Origin of the sequence: Micromonospora musae (assembly GCF_003626545.1) — a bacterium.
GTDB lineage: Bacteria > Actinomycetota > Actinomycetes > Mycobacteriales > Micromonosporaceae > Micromonospora > Micromonospora musae.
Genome location: NZ_RAZS01000003.1, coordinates 417,585 through 438,045, shown reverse-complemented (window position 1 = coordinate 438,045; position 20,461 = coordinate 417,585). Strand labels below are relative to the sequence as shown.

General features: G+C 72.3%; 17 protein-coding genes. 14 read left to right on the top strand and 3 right to left on the bottom strand.

What is annotated here, in order from left to right; genetic code table 11:
• Window positions 1-25: 25 nt before the first annotated feature.
• Complete coding sequence (locus tag D7147_RS10110; protein WP_120676043.1) at window positions 26-718, bottom strand: response regulator; 693 nt, start codon at window positions 716-718, stop codon at window positions 26-28.
• Window positions 715-2,052 (bottom strand): sensor histidine kinase, encoded by a 1,338-nt coding sequence (locus D7147_RS10105; protein WP_120676041.1) that lies wholly within the window; start codon window positions 2,050-2,052, stop codon window positions 715-717. The genes D7147_RS10110 and D7147_RS10105 overlap by 4 nt, the downstream gene beginning before the upstream one ends.
• A 194-nt stretch (window positions 2,053-2,246) precedes the next feature.
• Here D7147_RS10105 and D7147_RS10100 point away from each other — a divergent pair, with 194 nt between their 5' ends.
• From D7147_RS10100 to D7147_RS10040, 13 genes are all read left to right on the top strand, one after another.
• The gene (locus D7147_RS10100; protein WP_120676039.1) at window positions 2,247-2,843 is read left to right on the top strand and encodes a PH domain-containing protein; all 597 of its coding nucleotides are present in this window, start codon (window positions 2,247-2,249) and stop codon (window positions 2,841-2,843) included.
• Complete coding sequence (locus D7147_RS10095; protein WP_120676037.1) at window positions 2,840-4,414, top strand: PH domain-containing protein; 1,575 nt, start codon at window positions 2,840-2,842, stop codon at window positions 4,412-4,414. The genes D7147_RS10100 and D7147_RS10095 overlap by 4 nt, the downstream gene beginning before the upstream one ends.
• Window positions 4,396-5,166: a DUF998 domain-containing protein gene (locus tag D7147_RS10090; RefSeq protein WP_199734142.1), complete on the top strand. Its 771-nt coding sequence runs from the start codon at window positions 4,396-4,398 to the stop codon at window positions 5,164-5,166. Before D7147_RS10095 ends, D7147_RS10090 begins: the two co-directional genes overlap by 19 nt.
• A 231-nt stretch (window positions 5,167-5,397) precedes the next feature.
• Window positions 5,398-6,438, top strand: a complete 1,041-nt coding sequence (locus tag D7147_RS10085) for an aldo/keto reductase (protein WP_120676035.1) — start codon at window positions 5,398-5,400, stop codon at window positions 6,436-6,438.
• Between the two features lie 243 nt (window positions 6,439-6,681).
• On the top strand, window positions 6,682-7,437 hold the full coding sequence (locus D7147_RS10080) for an alpha/beta fold hydrolase (RefSeq protein WP_120676033.1): 756 nt from the start codon (window positions 6,682-6,684) through the stop codon (window positions 7,435-7,437).
• A complete protein-coding gene (locus D7147_RS10075; RefSeq protein WP_233563062.1) occupies window positions 7,434-8,753 on the top strand; it encodes a cytochrome P450 in 1,320 nt (439 codons plus the stop codon). Before D7147_RS10080 ends, D7147_RS10075 begins: the two co-directional genes overlap by 4 nt.
• A gap of 114 nt (window positions 8,754-8,867) precedes the next feature.
• Window positions 8,868-10,202 (top strand): glycoside hydrolase family 18 protein, encoded by a 1,335-nt coding sequence (locus D7147_RS10070; RefSeq protein ID WP_120676031.1) that lies wholly within the window; start codon window positions 8,868-8,870, stop codon window positions 10,200-10,202.
• Window positions 10,203-10,538: 336 nt separating this feature from the next.
• A complete protein-coding gene (locus tag D7147_RS10065; RefSeq protein ID WP_158609333.1) occupies window positions 10,539-12,617 on the top strand; it encodes a septum formation family protein in 2,079 nt (692 codons plus the stop codon).
• Window positions 12,521-13,405, top strand: a complete 885-nt coding sequence (locus tag D7147_RS10060; protein WP_267900758.1) for an FHA domain-containing protein — start codon at window positions 12,521-12,523, stop codon at window positions 13,403-13,405. The genes D7147_RS10065 and D7147_RS10060 overlap by 97 nt, the downstream gene beginning before the upstream one ends.
• Window positions 13,402-14,466 (top strand): serine/threonine-protein kinase, encoded by a 1,065-nt coding sequence (locus D7147_RS10055; RefSeq protein ID WP_120676025.1) that lies wholly within the window; start codon window positions 13,402-13,404, stop codon window positions 14,464-14,466. Before D7147_RS10060 ends, D7147_RS10055 begins: the two co-directional genes overlap by 4 nt.
• On the top strand, window positions 14,463-15,026 hold the full coding sequence (locus tag D7147_RS10050; RefSeq protein WP_120676024.1) for a hypothetical protein: 564 nt from the start codon (window positions 14,463-14,465) through the stop codon (window positions 15,024-15,026). Before D7147_RS10055 ends, D7147_RS10050 begins: the two co-directional genes overlap by 4 nt.
• Entirely contained in the window at window positions 15,019-17,505 is a 2,487-nt protein-coding gene (locus D7147_RS10045) for an Hsp70 family protein (RefSeq protein WP_120676022.1), read from the top strand. Before D7147_RS10050 ends, D7147_RS10045 begins: the two co-directional genes overlap by 8 nt.
• On the top strand, window positions 17,502-18,419 hold the full coding sequence (locus D7147_RS10040; protein ID WP_120676020.1) for a hypothetical protein: 918 nt from the start codon (window positions 17,502-17,504) through the stop codon (window positions 18,417-18,419). The genes D7147_RS10045 and D7147_RS10040 overlap by 4 nt, the downstream gene beginning before the upstream one ends.
• Before the next feature lie 52 nt (window positions 18,420-18,471).
• Here the strand turns inward: D7147_RS10040 and D7147_RS10035 are convergent, their stop codons facing one another.
• On the bottom strand, window positions 18,472-18,903 hold the full coding sequence (locus D7147_RS10035) for a VOC family protein (RefSeq protein WP_120676018.1): 432 nt from the start codon (window positions 18,901-18,903) through the stop codon (window positions 18,472-18,474).
• Between the two features lie 187 nt (window positions 18,904-19,090).
• On the opposite strand from D7147_RS10035, the gene D7147_RS10030 reads away from it, so the two are divergent.
• Window positions 19,091-20,419, top strand: a complete 1,329-nt coding sequence (locus D7147_RS10030; protein ID WP_120676016.1) for an alpha/beta hydrolase — start codon at window positions 19,091-19,093, stop codon at window positions 20,417-20,419.
• The last annotated feature ends 42 nt before the right edge of the window (window positions 20,420-20,461 follow it).

The following is a 20,461-nucleotide window of genomic DNA, read 5'->3' as shown; positions in this document are numbered from 1 at the left end:
CGGCGCGCTCAGGGTCGCCGTCGGGTCACCACTGCGGGCCCGCGTCGTCGCTCGCGTCGTGGGCGAGCAGCGCGAGCTGGATCCGGTTGGCCAGGTCCAGTTTCGTCAGGGCGCTGGAGACGTGCGCCTTGACGGTGCCGACCGACATGAACAACCGATCGGCGATCTCAGCGTTGGTCAGCCCCTCCGCCACGGCCGCGGCGACCTCCCGCTCCCGCTCGGAGAGCCGACCGAACCGCTCCCGGGCCTGCTGGCGGCGAGGGTCCGGCGGGTGTCGGACGTCGCCGGCCACGTGCTGGAGCAGGGTGCGGGCGGCGGTCGGTGACAGGACCGGCTCGCCGAGGGCGGCCCGGCGGACCGCGTCGACGATCCGCTCGGGCGGGGTGTGCTTGACCAGGAAGCCCGCCGCGCCGTTGCGCAGCGCGTCGAGGATCGTCTCGTCGGCGTCGAAGGTGGTCAGCACGATGACCTCGGGGCGGTGTCCGGTCCGGGCGGCGATCGCCCTGGTCGCCGCGATGCCGTCGAGCACCGGCATGCGTACGTCCATCAGGACCACGTCCGGGCGCAGCCTGGTCACGGCGTCGGCGACGTCCGCGCCGTCGGCCGCCTCCCCGACGACCTGGATGTCGGGTGCTCCGCCGAACATCAGTCGCAGACCGGTCCGGACCAGGGCGTCGTCGTCGACGAGCAGCACCCGGATCGTCACGCCGCCGGTCATAGCGGCCACGGTAGCCGAGTCGTCAGCCGAAATGTTCCGTCGGTCACCCCGTGTTCGATGACGCCCCCGTCGATGGCGAGCCGTTCGGCGAGTCCGGTGAGACCGGCGCCGGCGCCCGGGATCGTGGCGGCGGTGCTCTCGGGTGGGAGCGGATTGCTGACGGTGGCGACGATCCCGGTGGCCGGGGTGACCTCCACCCGCACCGCCACCTCGGCCTGACCGGCGTGTTTGCGGGCGTTGGTGAGTCCCTCCTGCACGGTGCGGTACACGGTGCGCTGCAAGGCGGGCTGCAACGACTCGGCGGCGCCGGGTGCGCAGACGAACTCGAACCGCACCCGCTGCCCCGCCGCCTGCGCCTCGCTCACCAGCCGGCCGAGGTCGGCGAGTCGGGGCTGCGGCGCGTTGCGGCCGGTCGGCTGGGCCCGGCCCTCATCAGGCGAGGGCCGGCGACCGTCCTGGTGGAGATCACCGCTCTCCGGCTCGGTGTCGTCCTCGGCGCCGGTCCGCAGCACGGCCAGCACGTCCCCCAGCTCGGTCAGCGCCTGCCGGGCGTTGTCCCGGATGACCTCGATCGCGCCGCCCACCTCGGCGGCGTTCAGCGCCGCGCCCGCGCCCGCGTCGGCCTGCGCCGTGCGGTACGCCAACGCTCCGGCGTGCACCGAGATCAGCGAGATGCGGTGGGCGAGGACGTCGTGCATCTCCCGGGCGATGCGCTCGCGTTCGGCGCGGCGGGCGCCGTCCAGCCGTTGCTGCTGGTCGCGGCGTTCCCGGTCGACCTCGCGGCGCAGGTTCGCGATGAGCTGCCGGCGGGCCCGCACCGCGATCCCCCAGCCGAGCGGTACGAGGTACATCAGGCAGATCAGCGTCACGTACGCCCACCGGGTGACGCCCGGCGGCGGGTTCTCGTAGCCGAACGCCAGGGACGGCAGCAGTTGGATGCCGGTGATCAGGGTCGCGGGCAACCAGTTGCGGTACACGGCGACGGTGAGCACGACGACCAGCGCGGCGCCGAGACCCGTCGCGGCCAGCATCAGCACGACGAACATCGCGATGCCGAGAGCCACCGGATACCGGCGACGCCACCACAGGCTCAGGCAGGCGACCGCACCGACCCAGGGATCGATGGTGTGCATCCATCCGGGGATGCCGTCGACGTGGTGCAGCGGGGTGGTGTGCCAGGTCCAGGCCCAGTGGGCGACCGCGATGCCGAACAGGACGGCGTCGACGAACCAGTCCCGGGCGGTCCGCCGCCGGAGCTCGGGACGCGGGCCGGTCGGCGTACGCGGGGACCACAGCCGGCGACCGGCCGGATCGATTCGCAGAGCCCGATCCATGCCGCCAGCGTACAAACGGAGCCGGCCGTCGGGCCCTGGTCCAAAGGCTGAGGGACCTGGCCAGGCGGCCAGGCCGGGCTGGTCGGCTGGCAGTTGCGGCGACGTCGTCCGACGCCGCACCGTCTACCCATAAGGGAGCGGGTGAAGCTTGTTCGCTCCGTTCGTGTCACTGACGAGCGCGGCGAGGAGATGCCATGAATCGCCTGAGCCCTGGGGTCGAGCCGGCACCGGTGCAGCCACCGCCGGCCCGGCCGGAGCAGGTGGAGGCACGGTCGGTGGCGCCGGCCCCGGCGGAAGGAGCACGATCGATCGGGTTGCGGTCGCTGCGGCACCGGGTCGACCGGCGGGCCGTCTGGTGGTGGACGATACGGGCCGTCCTCGCGATGGCGCCGCTGGTGGCCGCGGTGGCGACCGGGCGCGCCGTGCTCGACGCGGCCCGACCGTGGTCGACGCCGCTGCTGGTCGCCGTGGTGGCGATCGCGATCGCGTACGTCGCCGTCGTGCCGTCCCTGCGTTACGCCGTGCACCGCTGGGAGACGACGCCGGAGGCGGTCTACGCGGTCTCGGGTTGGTTCGTCCGCGAGTGGCGGGCCGCGCCGGTCTCGCGGATTCAGACCGTCGACACGGTGCGTGGGCCGGTGCAGCGGCTGCTCGGGCTCGCCACGGTGACGGTGACCACCGCCTCCGCGCACGGTCCGGTGGTACTCGTCGGGCTCGACCTGGAGGTGGCTGACGAGACCGCCCGGCGGCTCACGGAGATCGTCCAGCGGACCCGGGGGGACGCGACATGACCGTCGACTCGCAGTGGCGTCGCCTCGACCCCCGCGTCATCTGGATCGACGGGCTCTACGCCGCGCTGTCCCTGGCACCGACCGGGCTGACGCTGCTCCTTCTCGATGAACCCGGCGCGGCGGTTCTGCTGCCGGTGCTCGTGGCGGCGGCGGTGGGCGTGTTCGACGCGGCCCGGGACGGCCTGCGGTGGTGGAAGACCCGCTATCGGCTGACGGACGAGCGGGTGGAGATCCGCACGGGTCTGCTGGTCCGGAAGGAGCGGTCGCTGCCGATCGACCGGATCCGCAGCGTGAGCACGACCGCCCGGTTGCGGCATCGGCTCGCCGGGGTCCGGGTCGTCGCCGTCGGCACCGGCCAGCCGGGGGCGGCCGGCTCCGAGGCGCTGCACCTCGACGCGGTGTCGCGGGCGACCGCCGAGGAGCTGCGCCGGAGGTTGCTGACCGGTACGTCGGGGGCGATCCGCGGCGGCGCGGAGCTGGCCCCGGTGGGGGACGAGCCGCGCGATCCGGATCCCACGTCGGACGCCGCGGACGAGCCGGCCGGCGACCGGACCCTGGCCCGGATCCGCTGGTCCTGGCTGCCGCACAACGTCCTCGGGTTCTGGTCCTTGGTCACCGCGGCCGGCCTGCTCTGGGGCGGTTACGCGACGGCCGGCGCGTTCGGGGTCGACGCGGCCGGGTTCGTCGGCGGGCTGCTCGACTGGCGGGCTCTCGGCCCGTGGTGGTCGGCCGTGATCGTCGGGCTGCTGGTCGGCACGCTCGGCGTGCTCGGCATGGCCGTCGCGTTCGTCGCGGAGAACTGGGATTTCCGTCTCGCCCGGGTGCGGACGGCGAGCGGCAGCGTCCTGCGCACCACCCAGGGCCTGTTGAACACCCGGGAGGTGAACCGGGACGAGCACCGGGTGCGGGGCATCGAGATCTCCGAACCGCTGCTCTGGCGGTGGATGGGAACGGCCGACACGAACGTCGTCTCCACCGGCCTGCGGATCTGGAGCATGCACCCGGCCACCACCATCCTGCCGCGCGGCCCGGTCCGGGTGGCCCGTACGGTCGCCGCCGAGGTGCTGGAGCTGGACGAGGCGCAGAACCCGTTCCGGGTGCCGCTGCGCCCGCACCCGCCCGCCGCGCTGCGCCGCCGGATCGGCTGGGCGGTCCTGGCGACCACGGCCTGCGTGGTCGTCCTGCTCTGGCTGGGCGAGGTGGTGCCGGCGCTGCCCGACCGGATCTGGCTGGCCGGCCTCGGCCTCCTCCCGCCGGCCGTGCTCGCCGCCGTGATCGCGTACCGGTCGCTCGGGCACGGCATCGTCGGCGACTACCTGGTGGTTCGCTCGGGCCTGCTCAGCCGCTCCACCACGGCTGTCGCCCGCCCCGCAGTCATCGGCTGGCGGGTGCGTCAGTCGGTGCTGCAACGCCGCCTCGGCCTGGCCACCCTGGCGGCGACCACCGCGGCCGGGCACGGCTGGTACGCCGCGGTCGACGTTCCCGCGGCCACCGCGGTCGCCTTCGCGGAGGCTGCCGCGCCGGGCCTGCTCACCCCGATCCTGGTGGAATCGTGCGAGCACGCCGCCTGACCCGGGCTCTGCTGGCCTGCGGGGCTGCCGCTCCCGCGCTGTTCATCCTGGTGTTCCTGCTCGACGGTGCGACCCGGGCCGGGTACGACCCGACGTACCACCCGGTGAGCGCACTGAGCCTGGGCGAGCGCGGGTGGCTCCAGATCGTCAACTTCGTGCTGACCGGACTGCTGTTGCTCGCCTTCGCCGTCGGGATGCGCCGTGCGTTGCATCCGGGCCCCGCCGGAACGTGGGGTCCGGTCGCCGTCGCCGTGTTCGGACTCGGCCTGCTGTTGTCGGGCACGTTCGTGATGGACCCGATGCGGGGCTATCCGCCCGGCACCTCGCGCGGCGGCGGCACCGATCAAAGTTGGCACCACGTCCTGCACGACAATCTCGGCCTGGTGGTGTTCCTGTCGGTGCCGCTCGCCTGCGTCGTTCTCGCCCGGCGGTCGCTCGGCCGGCCCGGCGGGCGGGGCTGGGCGGCGTACGACCTGCTCAGCGGGGTTGCCGGGCTGGGCCTGCTGGTCGCCTTCGGCACCGCGTGGGAGGTGGACCATCGGTCGACGGGACTGATCCAACGGGCGATGATCCTCGTCGACTGGGCCTGGGTGACCGTACTCGCGCTGCGGCTCCTGATCGGGCTCCGGAACCCCGCGGGCCGCTCTGCGGCCCCGACCGGGTGTGGGGGCCGCAGCGTGGACCCGGTGGGGGATCTGCCGGCCGAGCCTCGCTCTCGACTGCCCGGCACAGAACTACCCAACGGCAGGTGACGCGGTGGTGGCATCTCGGTCGATCGAAACGTAAGCCTTGCCGGCAGGCCCTCCGGTTTGGCCAGATCCGGGTAGTTTCCATGATATCGGGCGTTTTTTCCGTTTCGGAAGCCGACTTCGACCGCGTGTAGCATTTCTGCCGGACAACGTGTCCGACACTGTGTCCGCGCAGCCCGGCGCACGGCATGCTGGCATCTCCGCGCGGCAGAATACGACCAATTGGAGCTATAGGTGAAGTATCGGCTTTTGGGGCGGACGGGCGTCTGGGTCTCCGAGATCTCGCTCGGGACGATGACGTTCGGCGGCGCCGGACACCCGGTGTTCGACAAGATCGGCGCGCTCGGGCAGGAAGATCTCGACAAGATGCTCGGCGTGGCCCTCGACGCCGGGGTGAACTTCATCGACACGGCCGACGTCTATGCCGACGGCGAGAGCGAGGAGATGGTCGGCCGGGCGATCAAGCAGCGCCGGCGTGACATCGTGCTCGCCACCAAGCTCCTCGCCCCGGTCGGCCCCGGCCCCAACGACCAGGGCCTCACCCGCCTGCACGTGATGCGGGCGCTGGAGGACAGCCTGCGCCGGCTGCAGACCGACTACATCGACGTCTACCACATCCACAACTACGACCACCTGACGCCGATGGAGGAGACGCTCGCCGCCCTCGACGACGCGGTACGCCAGGGCAAGGTCCGCTACATCGCCAGCTCCAACCTCGCGGCCTGGCAGGTGAGCAAGGCCCTGGGCATCTCCGCGCGGCAGGACCGGGCCCGGTTCGTCGCCAACCAGATCCACTACTCGCTCGTCTCCCGCGACGCCGAACGCGACCTGGTGCCGATGGCCGAGGACGAGGGAGTGAGCCTCACGGTGTGGAGCCCGCTCGCCGGTGGCTTCCTCTCCGGCAAGTTCAAGCCGGGCAGCACCGACAGCGCGGAGATCTCCCGGCGCAGCCAGGTCGGTGGTGACTTCGTCCAGTTCGACGAGGAGAAGGGCCACCAGATCGTCGACGTGCTGCGCGCCGTCGCGGCCCGGCACGAGGTGAGCCCGGCCCGGGCCGCGGTCGCGTGGGTGCTCGCCCAGCGGGCGATCACCAGCGTCATCATCGGCGCCCGCCGGTTGGACCAGCTCACCGACAACCTGGCCGCCGCCGACCTGACGCTGACCGAGCAGGACCTCGCCGAGCTCGACGCGGTGAGCCGTCCGCAGCCGGCGTACCCGAACTGGATCCAGGAGAGCTTCGGCCCCGTCCGGATCCCGGCCGCCAACCAGGCGTGACCCTCGCCGTCGCGCGGCGGGACCACCCGCCGCGCGACTGATGAGCCGCCACCCGGGCGGGTCGATCCCGGCCGGACCGGTGTGGACCTCGGCGACCGCCCGCCCGGGTCCACACCGGCGCATCGACAGCGGAAATCTGTACAGCCGGCGACCGCCCCCTTCCGCTCGGTTGCCGCGGGCACTACGGTCGCTTCCACGTGCGCCGGGTCCCGTCGGAGCGCCGCAGCAGCGGAAGGGGTCGTCATGACGATCAACCACATCACCGTCGGGCATGGGCCGCGGCGGGTGCTCGCCCTGCACGGCTGGTTCGGCTCCGCCCGCGGCTGGGGCTGGCTGCCGGAGCTGATCGACGGCGACCGCTTCACCTGGGCGTTCCTGGACTACCGCGGGTACGGCGACCGCACCGACGTAGCCGGTGACCACAGCATCGCCGAGATCTCCCGCGACGCAATCGACCTGGCCGACTCACTGGGCTGGAGCAGCTTCTCCGTGGTCGGGCACTCCATGGGCGGCAGCGCGGCCCAGCGGGTGCTCGCCGACGCGCCGGGGCGGGTGGAGCGCCTCGTCGGCATCAGCCCGATCCCCGCCGGCGGGGTGCCGTTCGACCTGCAGAGCTGGACGCTCTTCGACGGGGCGGCCGCCAACCCGGACAACCGGCGCGCCATCATCGACCTCACCACCGGCAACCGGCTCTCCGGCCGGTGGCTCGACGAGATGGTCCGCTTCTCCGTCGAGAACTCCGACCGCGAGGCGTTCGGCGCCTACCTCACCGCCTGGGCGCGTACCGACTTCACCGACGAGGTGAAGGGCAATCCGGTGCCGGCGCTCGCCGTCGTCGGCGCGCAGGATCCGGCGCTCGGCGCCGACACCATGCGCGAGACCTGGATGCGCCACTACCCCAACGCCCGGCTCGAGGTGCTCCCCGACGCCGGGCACTACGCGATGTACGAGGCGCCGGTGCGGTTGGCCACCGTGGTCGAGGACTTCCTCGGACGGTGAGGCTCGACCCGACTCCGCTGGTCGATCCCCGCACCTACGTCGACGGCGTTCCGCACGAACTGCTCGCCGCGCTGCGCGCGACCAGCCCGGTGGTGTGGGTCGAGGAGCCGCCACTGCTCGGGCTGCCCGGTGGACCGGGCTTCCGGCTGGTGCTCCGGCACGCCGACGTGACCGACGTGCTCCGGCAGCCGGAGCTCTTCTCGTCCTGGCTCGGCGCCACCCAGGTCCGTGATCCGTCCAGTGCGGAGGACCTCGGTTACGTCCGGCGGATGATGCTCAACCTGGACCCGCCGGAGCACGGGCGGCTGCGTCGGCCGGTGGCCCGTTCGTTCACTCCGCGCGCGGTCGCCGCGCTGGAGGCGTCGATCCGCGCGAACGCGGCGATGCTCGTCGACCGCGTGCTCGGCGACGCGGACGAGGGGGTATTCGACTTCGCCCGTGACCTCGCCGCCGACCTGCCGCTGCTCACGCTCGCGGACGTGCTCGGGGTGCCCGAGGCCGACCGCTGGTTGCTCTACGACTGGTCCAACCGGGTGATCGGGTTCCAGGATCCGGACTACGCGGTGTCGGCCGCGTTCGACGCGCGGACCGGCACCGAGGCGGCGCGCGAGGCGTTGCGGCAGCGGCCGGCGCCGGGCCCCGACGGCCGGATGCCGGATCCGCGCAGCCGAGCCGGAATGGCCGACCTCTACGCGTACGCGCATCTGCTGGCCGAGTCGAAGCGCCGCACTCCGGGGCGGGACGTGATGTCCGTCCTGCTGGCGCAGCGGGGCGAGGAGCGGCTCTCGACGGAGGAGTTCGAGAACATGTTCTGGCTCTTCGCCGTGGCCGGGAACGAGACGGTCCGCAACGGCCTGCCGGGGGCGATGATCGCCCTGCTGGAGCATCCCGCGCAGCTGGCGCGGCTGCGTCGGGAGCCGGCGCTCTTCGACACCGCCGTCGACGAGCTGCTGCGCTGGTGGACGCCGGTGATGGTGTTCCGGCGTACCGCCACCGTGGACACCACCATCGCCGGCACGCCGGTGCGGGCCGGCGAGAAGGTGGTCGTCTCGTTCACCTCCGCCAACCGCGACGAGCGGGTGTTCGCCGAGCCGGACCGGCTCGACGTGACGCGGCACCCGAATCCGCATCTCGCGTTCGGCCACGGACCGCACTTCTGTCTCGGCGCGCGGCTGGCCCGGTGCCAGCTCCGCGCACTGCTGGAGGCGTTGCTGGCGCGTACGGCCGGCGTCTCGTACGCGGGCGAGCCCGCCTACCTGCGGTCGAACTTCCAGCGTGGGGTGAAGCGGCTGCCGATCCGCTGGCGCCGCCACTGATCGGCATCGCCGGCGAGTGCTCGGTGTCAATGCTTGACCGCAGAGTGTGATCCGTTTAACTTCATCGATCAGGAAGGGCTCTTTACTAATTTCGCGCAATCCTATGGGAGTGCCATGCGAACATTCCGTCTCACCGCCCTCGTCGCCCTGGCGACCATGCTGATCACCGCCGGCCCACCGACCGCCGCGAGCGCGGGCGGAAAGAACCACGACCGTTCCGGTTACCTCCGGGTGGGTTACTTCACCCAGTGGGGGATCTACGACCGGGGCTACACGGTCGGCAAGCTCGAATCCTCGGGGGCCGCGAGCCGCCTGACCCACATCAACTACGCCTTCGGGAACGTGAGCGAGGACGGCCGCTGCTACGTCGACGGCGGGCCGGGTGAGGGCGACGCGTGGGCCGACTACCAGCGCCCCGTCCCGGCCGAGGAGAGCGTCGACGGCGTGGCGGACGCCTGGGGTGAACCGCTCAACGGCAACTTCGGCCAGTTGGCGAAGCTGAAGGCCCGCCACCCCGGCCTGAAGGTGCTGATCTCGCTGGGTGGCTGGAGTTGGTCGACGTACTTCTCGAACGCCGCTCGCACCGACGCCTCCCGCAAGGCGTTCGTGGCCTCCTGCATAGACCTCTACCTCAAGGGCAACCTGCCGATCCTCGACGGGGGCAGCGGCGGACCGGGTGCGGCCGCAGGCGTCTTCGATGGAATCGACCTGGACTGGGAGTGGCCGAACTGGCCGGGCGAGCCGGGCAACGTCCTCCGCCCGGAGGACCGGGAGAACTTCACCAAGCTGCTCGCCGAGTTCCGCCGGCAGTTGGACGCCTACGGCCGGACGACCCGCAAGCACCACGAGCTGACGGCCTTCCTGCCGGCCAACCCCGCCACGATGGACGCCGGTTACGAGGGACGCAAGATCTTCCGCTACCTGGACTTCGCCACCGTGCAGGGGTACGACTTCCACGGCGGATGGGACCCGGTGACGAACCAGCACTCGGCGCTGCGCGTGCCGACAGGCGCGCCGGACGACCCGGACTTCTCTGCGGAGGTCGCGATCGACGGTTGGATCGCCCGGGGCGCGCCGCGCGGGAAGCTGGTCCTGGGCGTGCCGTACTTCGGTCGGGGCTGGACCGGTGTCACCGGGGGCGGGGACGGTCTGTTCCAGCCCGCGGCGGGGCCCGCGCCGGCGACCTTCGAGGCGGGGTTCGAGGATTACCGGCGACTCAAGACCCTGCCGGGCAGCGGCTACACCCTGCACCGTGATCTTCGCGGTGGGCACGCCTGGCTCTTCGACGGCACGACGTTCTGGACGTACGACGATCCGGCGGTCGTCCTGCAGAAGATGCTCTACATCCGCCGCTCCGGCCTCGCCGGAGCGATGATCTGGTCGTTGGACGGCGACGACGACGAGGCCACGTTGACCAGGACGATCGGCCTCGGGCTGGCGACGCCGTAGCTGGTCCTCCCGGCGCTCCCCCGCCGGCCCGCCGTCGACCGACTCCCCGGTCGGCGGCGGGCCGGCGGACGCGGCGACGCCCATCTGAATTCCAACTGTTTTCCGTGGCTCGGAGCGACCCCTTCCCGGCAGACTCGGTACATCGCCCCGGCGCTGGACCGAGCGGGGCGATGGCGGAGCACGACACGCCCGGACGGGGCTCCCGAAGCCGTCCATTGTGGCTAATGTTCATGGCGCCGTCGGCGTGCCGAGCATCGTCAAGGTCCACTGAGAGGGCTACGTTCGGATCGGGTAAACCGATCTTTGCCGTGCGTGATGTCGTCCTGGGGAGCCGACGTGGATGAGGCGGTGCTGACGGGTCTGCGTGAGGTCGCCGGGCCGGAGCTCTACCGGCGTAACGCCTTCCGGGTGACAGGCCTGCCGGTCGACGTGGACCGACCCACAGCCCGCCGCCGGCAGCAGCGCCTGGCGGCGGCGCTCAAGGTCGGCGCGGACGTCGACGGGTTGGGTTCGTCGGTCAGCCCGGAGCAGCTGCGGGGAGCGTTCGACGTCCTGCTCGGTGACCCTCGACGTCGCCTGGTGCACGAGGTCTTCGGCACCTGGGGCGCGCCGAACGGCTGCGAGTGCCCGTCCACGACACACGCCGAACACGATCGCGCGGTGCAGGCCCACGCCGAGGTGCTCGACATGGCTGCGGCTGACGTCCTGGCCCTGGCCATGGATGGTCGGGTGGACGACCGGTGGGCCGCGGCGGCGGCGGCCTGGACGAAGACCCTGCGGTCGGCGACGTTCTGGCGCCACCTGCACCACCGCGTCGAGCGGCTCGACGACCGGCAGCTCGACGCCTCGGTGGTGGAGTCGCTGCGCGCCGAGCTGCCGGGTGTGCTGGTTGCGCCGCTGCTGCAGCTGGCCGCCACCGCGGATTACCCCGCTCCGCTGCGAAAGAGCCTCGCGGACTGGCCCGTTCCGGAGCGTGACCGGGATCGGCTCATCGAGGAGGCCGCCGGTCCGCAGTACGAGAAGCTCGAGACGATCATGGGTGAGCTGCACCGGCTCCTCGAGTCCGGTGACATCGAGGGCACGGTGGCGAGGGTGCACGCGGAGGCCCTTCCCGCCCTCGCCCGCCTCGAAGGGCTCGCCCCGGTCGATCGGCATCGCCGTACCTCCACCGCGCGCAACCGGATCGCGGTTGCCCTGAACAACTGCGCGGTCGCCAAGCAGGGCAAGGTCGGGCGGTACGAGGGCGACGTGCAGACGTGGCTGGACGAGGCGGAGTCGCTCGCGACCGACCCGGAGACGGTCCGCAGGATCGACGAGAACCGCGAGGGTTTCCTCGGCGAGGAGCGGGCGATCCAGGAGTTCCGGGCCCGGGTCTACCTGCTGCAGCGGACTCACGGGCGGTACGCCGCCCTGCAGTTCCTGCGCAACATCCTCAGCCAGTCGGACGACGAGGCCATGACCACCGTGGTCCGGGGGATGCTGGCGGAGCTCAACGCCGGCGAGTTCAGCTACCGGCCCGCCCAGCGGGCGGCGTACGAGCGACAGGGCCGGCGGCGCCGCGTCCTCGGCGCGGTCGCCGTCTGCGCGCTGCTGCTCGTCATCTACGTGCTGTACCAGGTCTTCGACGATCCTGACGGACAGGGGGTCGACGTCCACGGCCGGAGCATCAGCGACAACCCGCCGGTGGTCGCCTGCGTCGCCGACGGGGGCGACTGGCGCGACGGCGACGCGGCCGTCAGTCTCGTGGACTGCTCGCAGGAGCACTGGGCCGAGGTGGTGGCCTATGTGCCGCTGGCGGTGGAGGCTGAGGAGTACCCGGGCACCGAAGAGGTATCTCGACTGGCCAGGTTCCTGTGCGCGGAGAAGCTGGCGCAGTTCAGCCTGCCCGCGCAGACCTACGACCCCGAAGTGATCTATCCCGGCCAGTCCGACTGGGAGGCGTCGGATCCGGAGGCGAACTACGCCACCTGCGCGGCGCGCCGGAGCAACGAGACACGGTGGAACGGCCAGGCCACGGCGGCGAGTTCCCGAAACGTCGAAGTGCCCGCGATGCTGCCGTTGACGTCGCACCAGGGCAGTTTCAGCAATCCCCCGGCCGGCACCTGCCTGGCGGCACCGCAGCCGCTCGCCAAGTGGGACGAGAAGATGCCCGTCGTGCGCTGCGACCAGCCGCACTGGGCGCAGATCCTCGGCTATCCGCCGGTGACCGGGCCATGGTCCGACGAGAGCGAGGTGCGGGCGGAGGCGGACGCCGCATGCAGCAGTCTGGCGAATTCGCAGCCGTCCGACAAGTACACGGTGACCGCCGCCTGGCCGCCGTGGTGGAACGGGCGGGGGGCCCCGCCGCCGGACTACGTGGTCTGTCTGGGCCACCGGGTGGACGACCAGCTCTTCAGCGAGTGGTTCTGGCAGTGAACACGACACCGACGACGACCCGCGGGGTGACGCTGCGAGTGCGCTCACCCGAGGGCAGGGTCACGGGCCTGCAGCTGGCGGACGGCCCGATCACGGTCGGCCGTACCGCGCCGGACCACACTCCCGACGTGAATCTCGAACCGGATCCGCAGCGCTGGGTGGGGCGGCTGCACTGCACGTTGGACGTGGTCGACGGCGGGTGGTCGGTGACCGACAACGCGAGCGTCAACGGCACCCTGCTGCGTACGCTCGGCGGACGCACCGAACGTCTGGTCGGGCGCCGCCGCCTGCGGCACGGCGACACGCTGCTGGTCCTCGGCGACATGTCACCCGAGGGTGAGCCGCTGTACTGGGAGCTGACGCTGCTCGACCCGCACACCACCCAGCCCGCACCGTTCGAGCCACCGCCGGCGGTGCCCGTACGCGGCCCCAGCCTGCGCTACGACTGGGTGGAGGCACGGGCGTACCGCTGCGACTCGGACGGCGTGACTGCGGTGAGTGGGCTGCGTCCGCAGGGCCACCAGTTACTGCGGTACATGGTCGGTCGCAGCAGCAACGGCGCCGCCGTCGCGTGCGGGCACGAGGAGCTGATCACCGCGCTCTGGGGTTCGGCCGAGGAGTGGCCGCCGAGCCGCTCCTACACCCGCGCCGACCTGGCCGGCGTGGTGCGCGCGGTGCGCCGCAGCATCGAGGCGGACCCGTCCGCGCCGCGCCTCTTGGAGACCATCACGGGCATCGGCTACCGGCTCAACGTCCACCCGGCCGACGAGGCGGGAGACGGCCGATGACGCTGCTCGACAACGGTGACCGGGTGACGGAGACGCTGGTCGTGGACCGGATGCTCGGCGAGGGAGCGTTCGCCGAGGTGCACCGGGTACGGCACGAGTACCTGGGCTGGCAGGCGATGAAGGTCTTCAAGCGGGTCGCGTCGCTGGAGGAGACCCGCACGTTGCTGGAGGAGGCGCGGCTGCTCTCCACGCTCGGCCACCCGAACATCGTCCGCGTCTTCGACGCCGGGACGGTGCGCACGGCACGGGGCGTCCGTGGCTTCTTCACGATGGAGTACGTCGCCGGGGGCAGCTTGGAGCGGCTGGCCCGCGCGCACTCCCCCACCGCCCCCGTCGAGCTCGTCGTCGAGGTCGTCGAGCAGATCGCCGCGGGCCTGACCGCCGCGCACGAGCAGGACCCGCCGATCCTGCACCGGGATCTCACACCGGCGAACATCCTCGTGGGGTACGACGGCAGCGGCATGCGGCTGCGCGTCAGCGACTTCGGCCTCGCCAAGCGGGCCGACCCGTTCACGATGCTCGCCAGCGCCCAGGGGACGTTCGCCTTCATGGCGCCGGAGGTGCTGCGCCGGGAGGGGTACTCCCGGGCCAGCGACGTCTGGTCCGTCGGCACGATCGCCTACCTGTTGCTCACCAACCGCCTGCCGTACGACGACGGTGGCCCGCTCTCCTCGTACTCGCCGAGCCGGTTCGCGCGCGGGCCGCTGCCGCCGAGCCGCTACAACCCGGGGGTGGACGCCGAGCTCGACCGAATCGTGCTGGCGACGCTGGAGGTGACGACGGGTGATCGGCTCGCGTCGGCGGGCGTTCTCGCCGACGAGCTGCGCAAGCGGCGGCAGCGCGTCGACCGGGCCGGGAAGCCGGACGGCGGCGTCGTGGAGCCGCCTCCGCCGAGCGCACGGGCCCGGCTACTGGCCGAGGAGGCCCTGGAACTGTCCCGGCGCGCGGGGCAACTCGATCGCGCCGCTGACCTGATGGAGGAGGCGGTGAACTTGTCACCGGATCTCCGGGCGCGTTACCTGCCCATGCTGACCCTGTGGCGCCGGGGGGTGACGTTGTGACCCGGTTGGTTCGGCTGCGCGAGGAGCTGCGTCAGCGTCGGCACCATCCGGCGTTCCGGATCTCCGCGCCGGTCTGGACGGAGCAGCAGTGCCGCCAGATCGAGGCGCTGCTGGCCCAGGCGCAGGCGGCCACGCCGACGCAGCCACCGGATCCGGTGGCGCAGGCCGCGCCCGACGAGCCGGTGGCGGTCACGCCCGCGCAGCCCGACGAGGCGGCGCTCGCGACGGCCGCGACGAACCTGTGGCGGGCGGAGCGCAAGCTGACCCCGCCGGGTGAACGCCCCAGCCCCCGCGACCGTCAGGCCGCGCGATACCTGCGCACCTGCTCGGAGGCGCTGGCCGACGCGGGACTGGTCCTTCAGGATCACGACGGTGACGCCTTCAACCCCGGCCGGGCGCTCGAGGTGCTCGTCTATCAGGAGAACCCGGCCCTCACCGCCGAGACCGTCCTCGAGACGGTGCGGCCCTCGGTCTACCTGCACGGCCGCCTGGTCCAGATGGGACAGGTGATCGTCGGTACCCCCAGCCAATCCCCCGACGGAGGGAACGACAATGCGTGACACCATCGACTTCGGCATAGACCTCGGCACCACCAACAGCGCGATCGCGATGGTCGAAGAGGATGGCGCCGTCGCGGTCATCAAGAACAACGACGGCTGGGACATCACGCCGTCGGCGGTGTGGATTCCGAAGCCCGGCACGGTGCACGTCGGCCGGAAGGCGCGCGAGCGGGTGGAGAGCGACCCCGACAACGCGACCTCGGAGTTCAAGCTCGAGATGGGGCTGGCCGACGCCGGCAAGGACTTCGTCAAGGGCGGGTTGCGGCTCACTCCGCCGCAGCTCTCCGCGGAGGTGCTGAAGTCGCTGCGGGCCGACGCGGCGCACCACGCCGGCAGCCCGCCGGACGCCGCGGTGATCACCGTGCCGGCGGCCTTCTCGCTGAACCAGAACAAGGCGACCCTGGAGGCGGCCACCCTGGCGGGGTTCAGCGCCGCGTGCCCGCTGGTGCAGGAGCCCACCGCTGCCGCGTTCGCGTACGGCTTCCACGACGCCGACGATCGGGCCTACTGGATGGTCTTCGATTTCGGCGGCGGGACCTTCGACGCCGCGGTGGTGAGCAAGCGCGACGGCGACCTGCGGGTGCTCAACCATGCCGGCGACCCCTACCTGGGCGGCAAGCTGATCGACTGGGCGGTTGTCGAGCGGGTCCTCGCACCGGCGGCCGCGGAGGCCCTCGGGCTGACCGACTTCCGCCGGGACAACCCGGCGTGGCGGGGTAACTTCGCCAAGCTGAAGGGTGCCGCCGAGGACGGCAAGATCCAGCTCTCGCGCCGGGACGCGGTCGAGCTGATGGTCGAGCTGACGGTGGGCGACGGCGAGACCGAGACGTTCGAGTACACGCTGCGGCGCGGCGAGCTCGACCGCATCGCCGAGCCGTTCTACGCGCGGGCCGTCAACCTCTGCCGGCAGGCGCTGGCCGACGGCGGGCTGCGCCCGGACGACATCGACAAGCTGCTGCTCGTGGGTGGTGTGACCCTCTCCCCCGGCCTCCGTGAGCGGCTGGCCGATCCTCGGGACGGCCTCGGCATCACGCTGGACACCAGCCTCGACCCGACGACCGTGGTCGCCCGCGGAGCCGCGATCTTCGCCAGTACGGTCCGGCACCCCGACCCGCCGTCGTTCCAGCCGGCGGCGGACGAGTTCGGGCTCGAACTCGCCTACGAGCCGAGCGTGACCACGACGACCCCGACGGTCGCCGGGCGGTTGCACGCCTCCTCGGAGGTGGACTTCACGGGCTTCGGTGTCGTCCTCAGCAATCCGGGCGGCCAGCCCCCGTTCCGCAGCGGCCGGATCGCGGTGAACGCCGCAGGCGCATTCATGGCCGAGGTCGACATCGACGAGCACAAGGTGTCCCATTTCCGCATCGAGCTCACCGACCGGGCCGGTGTGCCGCGGAAGGTGGTCCCCGACTCGTTGACGATCACCCACCGGGAGGTGGAGTTCGGCGGCGCCCGCCTCACCCACTCGCTCGGCATCCAGCTGGCCGACCGGGCCTTCGCGCCGCTGCTGCGCAAGGGGGCGACCCTGCCGGCGCGGGCGCGGGAGGTGTTCCGCACCGCGGCCGCGCTGCGGCGGTCGGACGGCGAGGCCCTGGTCCGCATCCCCGTCGTCCAGGGCGAGCGCAACCGCGCCGACCGCAACCGGCAGGTCGGCATGCTGGAGATCCGCCCGGTGGACCTGCGGATCGACCTGCCGGCCGGCACCGAGGTCGAGGTCACCTTCGAGGTGGACGCCTCCAACCTCATCACCGTCGTGGCGGACGTGCCGCTCATCCAGACCCAGTTCGACGCGGAGATCAACCTCGACGACGTACGCGCGCCGAAGGCGGACGACCTCGTGAAGACCCTCGGCGAGGTCGAGGGCCGGGTGGACACCCTGCGCCAGTCGCACGCCGCCCAGACCCCGGAGGTGCGCGACCGACTCGACCAGCTCTCGGCGGAGGGCACGCTGACCACCGCGCGGGAGCAGGTGCGCGCCGCCGCCGTGGACACCGGCGCTGCGGCGACCGCTGAGGACCGGTTGCGTGAGGTGCAGGCGCAGCTGGACGACATCGAGGAGGCCGCCGACCGGCCCGCGATGGTCCAGGAGCTGCGTGAGCTGCTCGCCGAGGCGGCCGACCTGGCCGCCCGGGCGGGGCAGCAGGCCGACCGTCAGGAGCACGCCGAGTTGGAGCGGCGCGCGGAGGACGCCATCGCCAGCGGCAGCTCGGCGCGGATCCGGGCGGAGATCGACCGGGTGACCGGCTACCTCATCGACCTGCAGCGCCGCCAGCCCGGCTGGTCGGTGCAGGTCTTCTACTGGCTCGGTGAGCAGCAGCACCGGATGCAGCCGGCCGGCGAGGCGGCGAGGCTGGTGCAGGAGGGTCGGGAGGCGCTGGCCGCCAACGACGAGCGGGCCCTCGACGCGGTCAACAGCCGACTGGTCCGGCTGCTCCCGGACGGCGAGCAGAACAAGATCATTGGATTGACCCTCCGATGAGCGGGCCGGCCATCGACACCGACCTGGCGGTGAGCCGGGCCGCGGCGGCGGCCCGCCGTGGCGAACTGGACGCCGCCGCCGAGGTGCTCGCCGGGTTGGAGACCGAGGACGTGGCGGTCTTCGACCTGCTCGCCCGGATCCGCGCGCAGCAGGGCCGCTGGCGCGACGCCGACGAGTACTGGGCGCGGGTGCAGGCCGGCGACCCGGAGCATGCCGGCGCCGCCGAGGGGCGGCGGGTCCTCGCCGGGATCACGGCCGGGCAGCTCCGGCCCCGGCCGGTCGCCCAACCCACGCGGGTGGCGGTGGCGGGCGGGGTGCTGGCCGTGGCCGCCGTCGCCGGCGCGGCCGTCGCCGTGGCCGGCGACGACCCGCCCCGGCCGGTGGCGACCGCACCCGCTGCCGCCACCGCGTCGCCGTCCGACGCGGCCGACGAGGAGCGGCGGCGCGCCGAGGAGCTGGCCCGCCGGTTGGCGCAGGTGGAGGCCGAGCGCTCCACCGCCGCCGAGCGGCTGACCGCTCGGCTCGACGTGATCAGCCGGCGGCTCACCATGCCCGGGGTCATCGTGAAGCGCGGGCCGGGCGCCGTCGAGGTCTACTTCCGGGAGGGCCTGTTCATCGAGGACACTCGGCTGACCGCCGACGGGGCCGCGCTGCTCGAGAGGGTCGGCCGTCGGCTGGACGGGCTCGACGCGTCGATCACCGTCGTCGGGCACAGCGTGCCGGTTCCGGGTGGGCGGACGAGCGGCGGTTCCGGAACGGCGTTGAGCCGGGCCGAGGACGCCGCGCGGGAACTCGCCGCGGCGAGCGGGCTGCCGTTGACGGCGTTCGCGATGAGGTCCGCGGAGCAGTCGGAGCGGCCCTTCGAGCGGGAGGCCCGCAACCGGACGGTCAGCCTGGTCCTGACTCCCCGCTGAGACGGACCGCGGCACCGGCCGGTCCGGGCCGTGGCGTTCGGTGGGCGGCGGTTCAGGAGGCGAACACCTGGGAGTCGTCGGCGAACGCCTTGAACTCCAGCGCGTTGCCGGCGGGGTCGTGGAGGAACATCGTCCACTGCTCGCCGGGGCGTCCGGCGAAGCGCAGGTAGGGCTCGATGACGAAGGACGTACCGGCGGCACGTAGCCGCTCGGCGAGGTCGTGGAATTCGGGGATGCTCAGCAGCAGGCCGAAGTGCGGGATGGGCACGTCGTGGCCGTCGACCTCGTTGTGCGCCGCCGTCGTACGCCGGGGGGCGAGGTGGGTCACGAACTGGCGGCCGCGCAGGTTCCAGTCGATCCAGCTTTCGGAGCTGCGCCCCTGCTCACATCCGATGATCTTCCCGTAGAAGTGACGGGCGGCGTCGAGGTCGTCGACGGGCATGGCCAGGTGGAAGCGCGGGATGGGCGAGTTGAGGCTGGTCACGTGCGCTGGTCCTCTCCGAAGGGTTCACGGCCGGCTGCTGTCGCCTGTCGGGACGGCGTCGCGGCCTCGCCTGCCCCGTCATCCTCCGCCATCGACCGCGCCTGACGAAAGGGTTGGCGGGTCCGCCGCCGTCTGGCACGATACTTGCGCTTGCAGTGCAAAAACCTCGTCGCTCGATGGAGGATCGATGCACACTCTCCGCCGACGGATGCTCGCCCTGCTCACCGGGATCGCGGTCGCGGCCGGGCTCACCGTCACCACCAGCCCACCCGCCGCCGGGGCAGCCGCCGGGGCTTCGTACCGTCCCGTGGTCTTCGTGCACGGCAGCGCCGGATCGGCGTCGCAGTTCCAGACCCAGACCAAGCGGCTGGCCAGCAACGGCTACTCGATCGACCTCATCGAGGCGCAGGAGTACGACTCACCGAACGTCGCCGCGATCCTGCCGCAGATCTACGCGGAGCTGGACGCGCGGATCAGCCGCCTGCTCGCCGCCAGCGGCGCGGACAAGGTGGACCTGCTCGCGCACTCCCTCGGCACCTTCGTTCTGCAGGGGTACCTCAGCAGCTCGCCGGCGCGCGCCGACCGGGTCGCGCACTACGTCAACCTGGACGGGCGCACCGCGACGTCTCCGCCGGGCGGAGTGCCCACCCTCGCGATCTGGGGTGAGGGCGACCCGGCCAGAACGATCGCCGGTGCGACCAACGTGTACCTCCCGGACCAGTCCCACACCCAGACGGTCTCCTCGGCGGAGTCGTTCCGCGAGATCTTCCGGTTCTTCCGAGGTCGGGAGCCGCGTACCACCCGGATCGTTCCGCAGCTGCTCGGCACCGCTCGGGTCTCCGGCCGCGCCGTGCTCTTTCCGAGCAACGTCGGCGTCACCGGCGCGACCCTGGAGATCTACCCGGTCAGCGCCCTGACCGGTCGTCGGCTCACCAACCGCCCCGCACACCGGCTGCCGCTGACCGGCGACGGCTCGTTCGGTCCGATCCCGGTGCTCGCCACCGCGCGGTACGAGTTCGCGATCGTGCGTACGGGCGCGGCGACGCACCACTTCTACTTCCAGCCGTTCCTGCGCTCCGACGCGTTCGTGCGGCTGCTCACCAGCCGGCCCGGCGAGGGGCTCAGCGCGCTGATCGACACCAGCGACCGGCACACGGCGCTGACCATCCAGCGGCAGAAGGAGTGGTGGGGCGACCAGGGCGACGCCGGCGACAAGCTGTGGATCAACGGCCGTGAGGTGCTGAACGCCGCGAACTCGCCGCGCGCCAAGCGGACGATCGGCATCTTCGCCTTCGACGACGGCAGTGACCGGGTCACCGACCTGACCGCTCCCCTGCCGGAGTTCTTCAGCCAGACCTTCATGACCGGCATGGACGTCTTCATCCCGGCCGCGCCGGCGCACCTCGGCCTCGTCTCGATCGCCGTCGACCCGCGCGGCGGCGGGCTCGACCTGATCACCGTGCCGAACTGGAGGTCGAGCGAGCACCGCGTGACGGTGAACGTCGACGACTTCTGACCACGAGCCAGGGCGGGTGTCGACGTCGGCGAGTGGCCGTGG

Excerpts from the sequence above, each read along its gene's own strand:
- D7147_RS10100 (WP_120676039.1), top strand. The coding sequence starts at position 2,247 with ATGAATCGCCTGAGCCCTGGGGTCGAGCCGGCACCGGTGCAGCCACCG.
- D7147_RS10095 (WP_120676037.1), top strand. The coding sequence starts at position 2,840 with ATGACCGTCGACTCGCAGTGGCGTCGCCTCGACCCCCGCGTCATCTGG.
- D7147_RS10070 (WP_120676031.1), top strand. The coding sequence starts at position 8,868 with ATGCGAACATTCCGTCTCACCGCCCTCGTCGCCCTGGCGACCATGCTG.
- D7147_RS10040 (WP_120676020.1), top strand. The coding sequence starts at position 17,502 with ATGAGCGGGCCGGCCATCGACACCGACCTGGCGGTGAGCCGGGCCGCG.
- D7147_RS10110 (WP_120676043.1), bottom strand. The coding sequence starts at position 718 with ATGACCGGCGGCGTGACGATCCGGGTGCTGCTCGTCGACGACGACGCC.
- D7147_RS10055 (WP_120676025.1), top strand. The coding sequence starts at position 13,402 with ATGACGCTGCTCGACAACGGTGACCGGGTGACGGAGACGCTGGTCGTG.
- D7147_RS10045 (WP_120676022.1), top strand. The coding sequence starts at position 15,019 with ATGCGTGACACCATCGACTTCGGCATAGACCTCGGCACCACCAACAGC.
- D7147_RS10030 (WP_120676016.1), top strand. The coding sequence starts at position 19,091 with ATGCACACTCTCCGCCGACGGATGCTCGCCCTGCTCACCGGGATCGCG.
- D7147_RS10105 (WP_120676041.1), bottom strand. The coding sequence starts at position 2,052 with ATGGATCGGGCTCTGCGAATCGATCCGGCCGGTCGCCGGCTGTGGTCC.
- D7147_RS10080 (WP_120676033.1), top strand. The coding sequence starts at position 6,682 with ATGACGATCAACCACATCACCGTCGGGCATGGGCCGCGGCGGGTGCTC.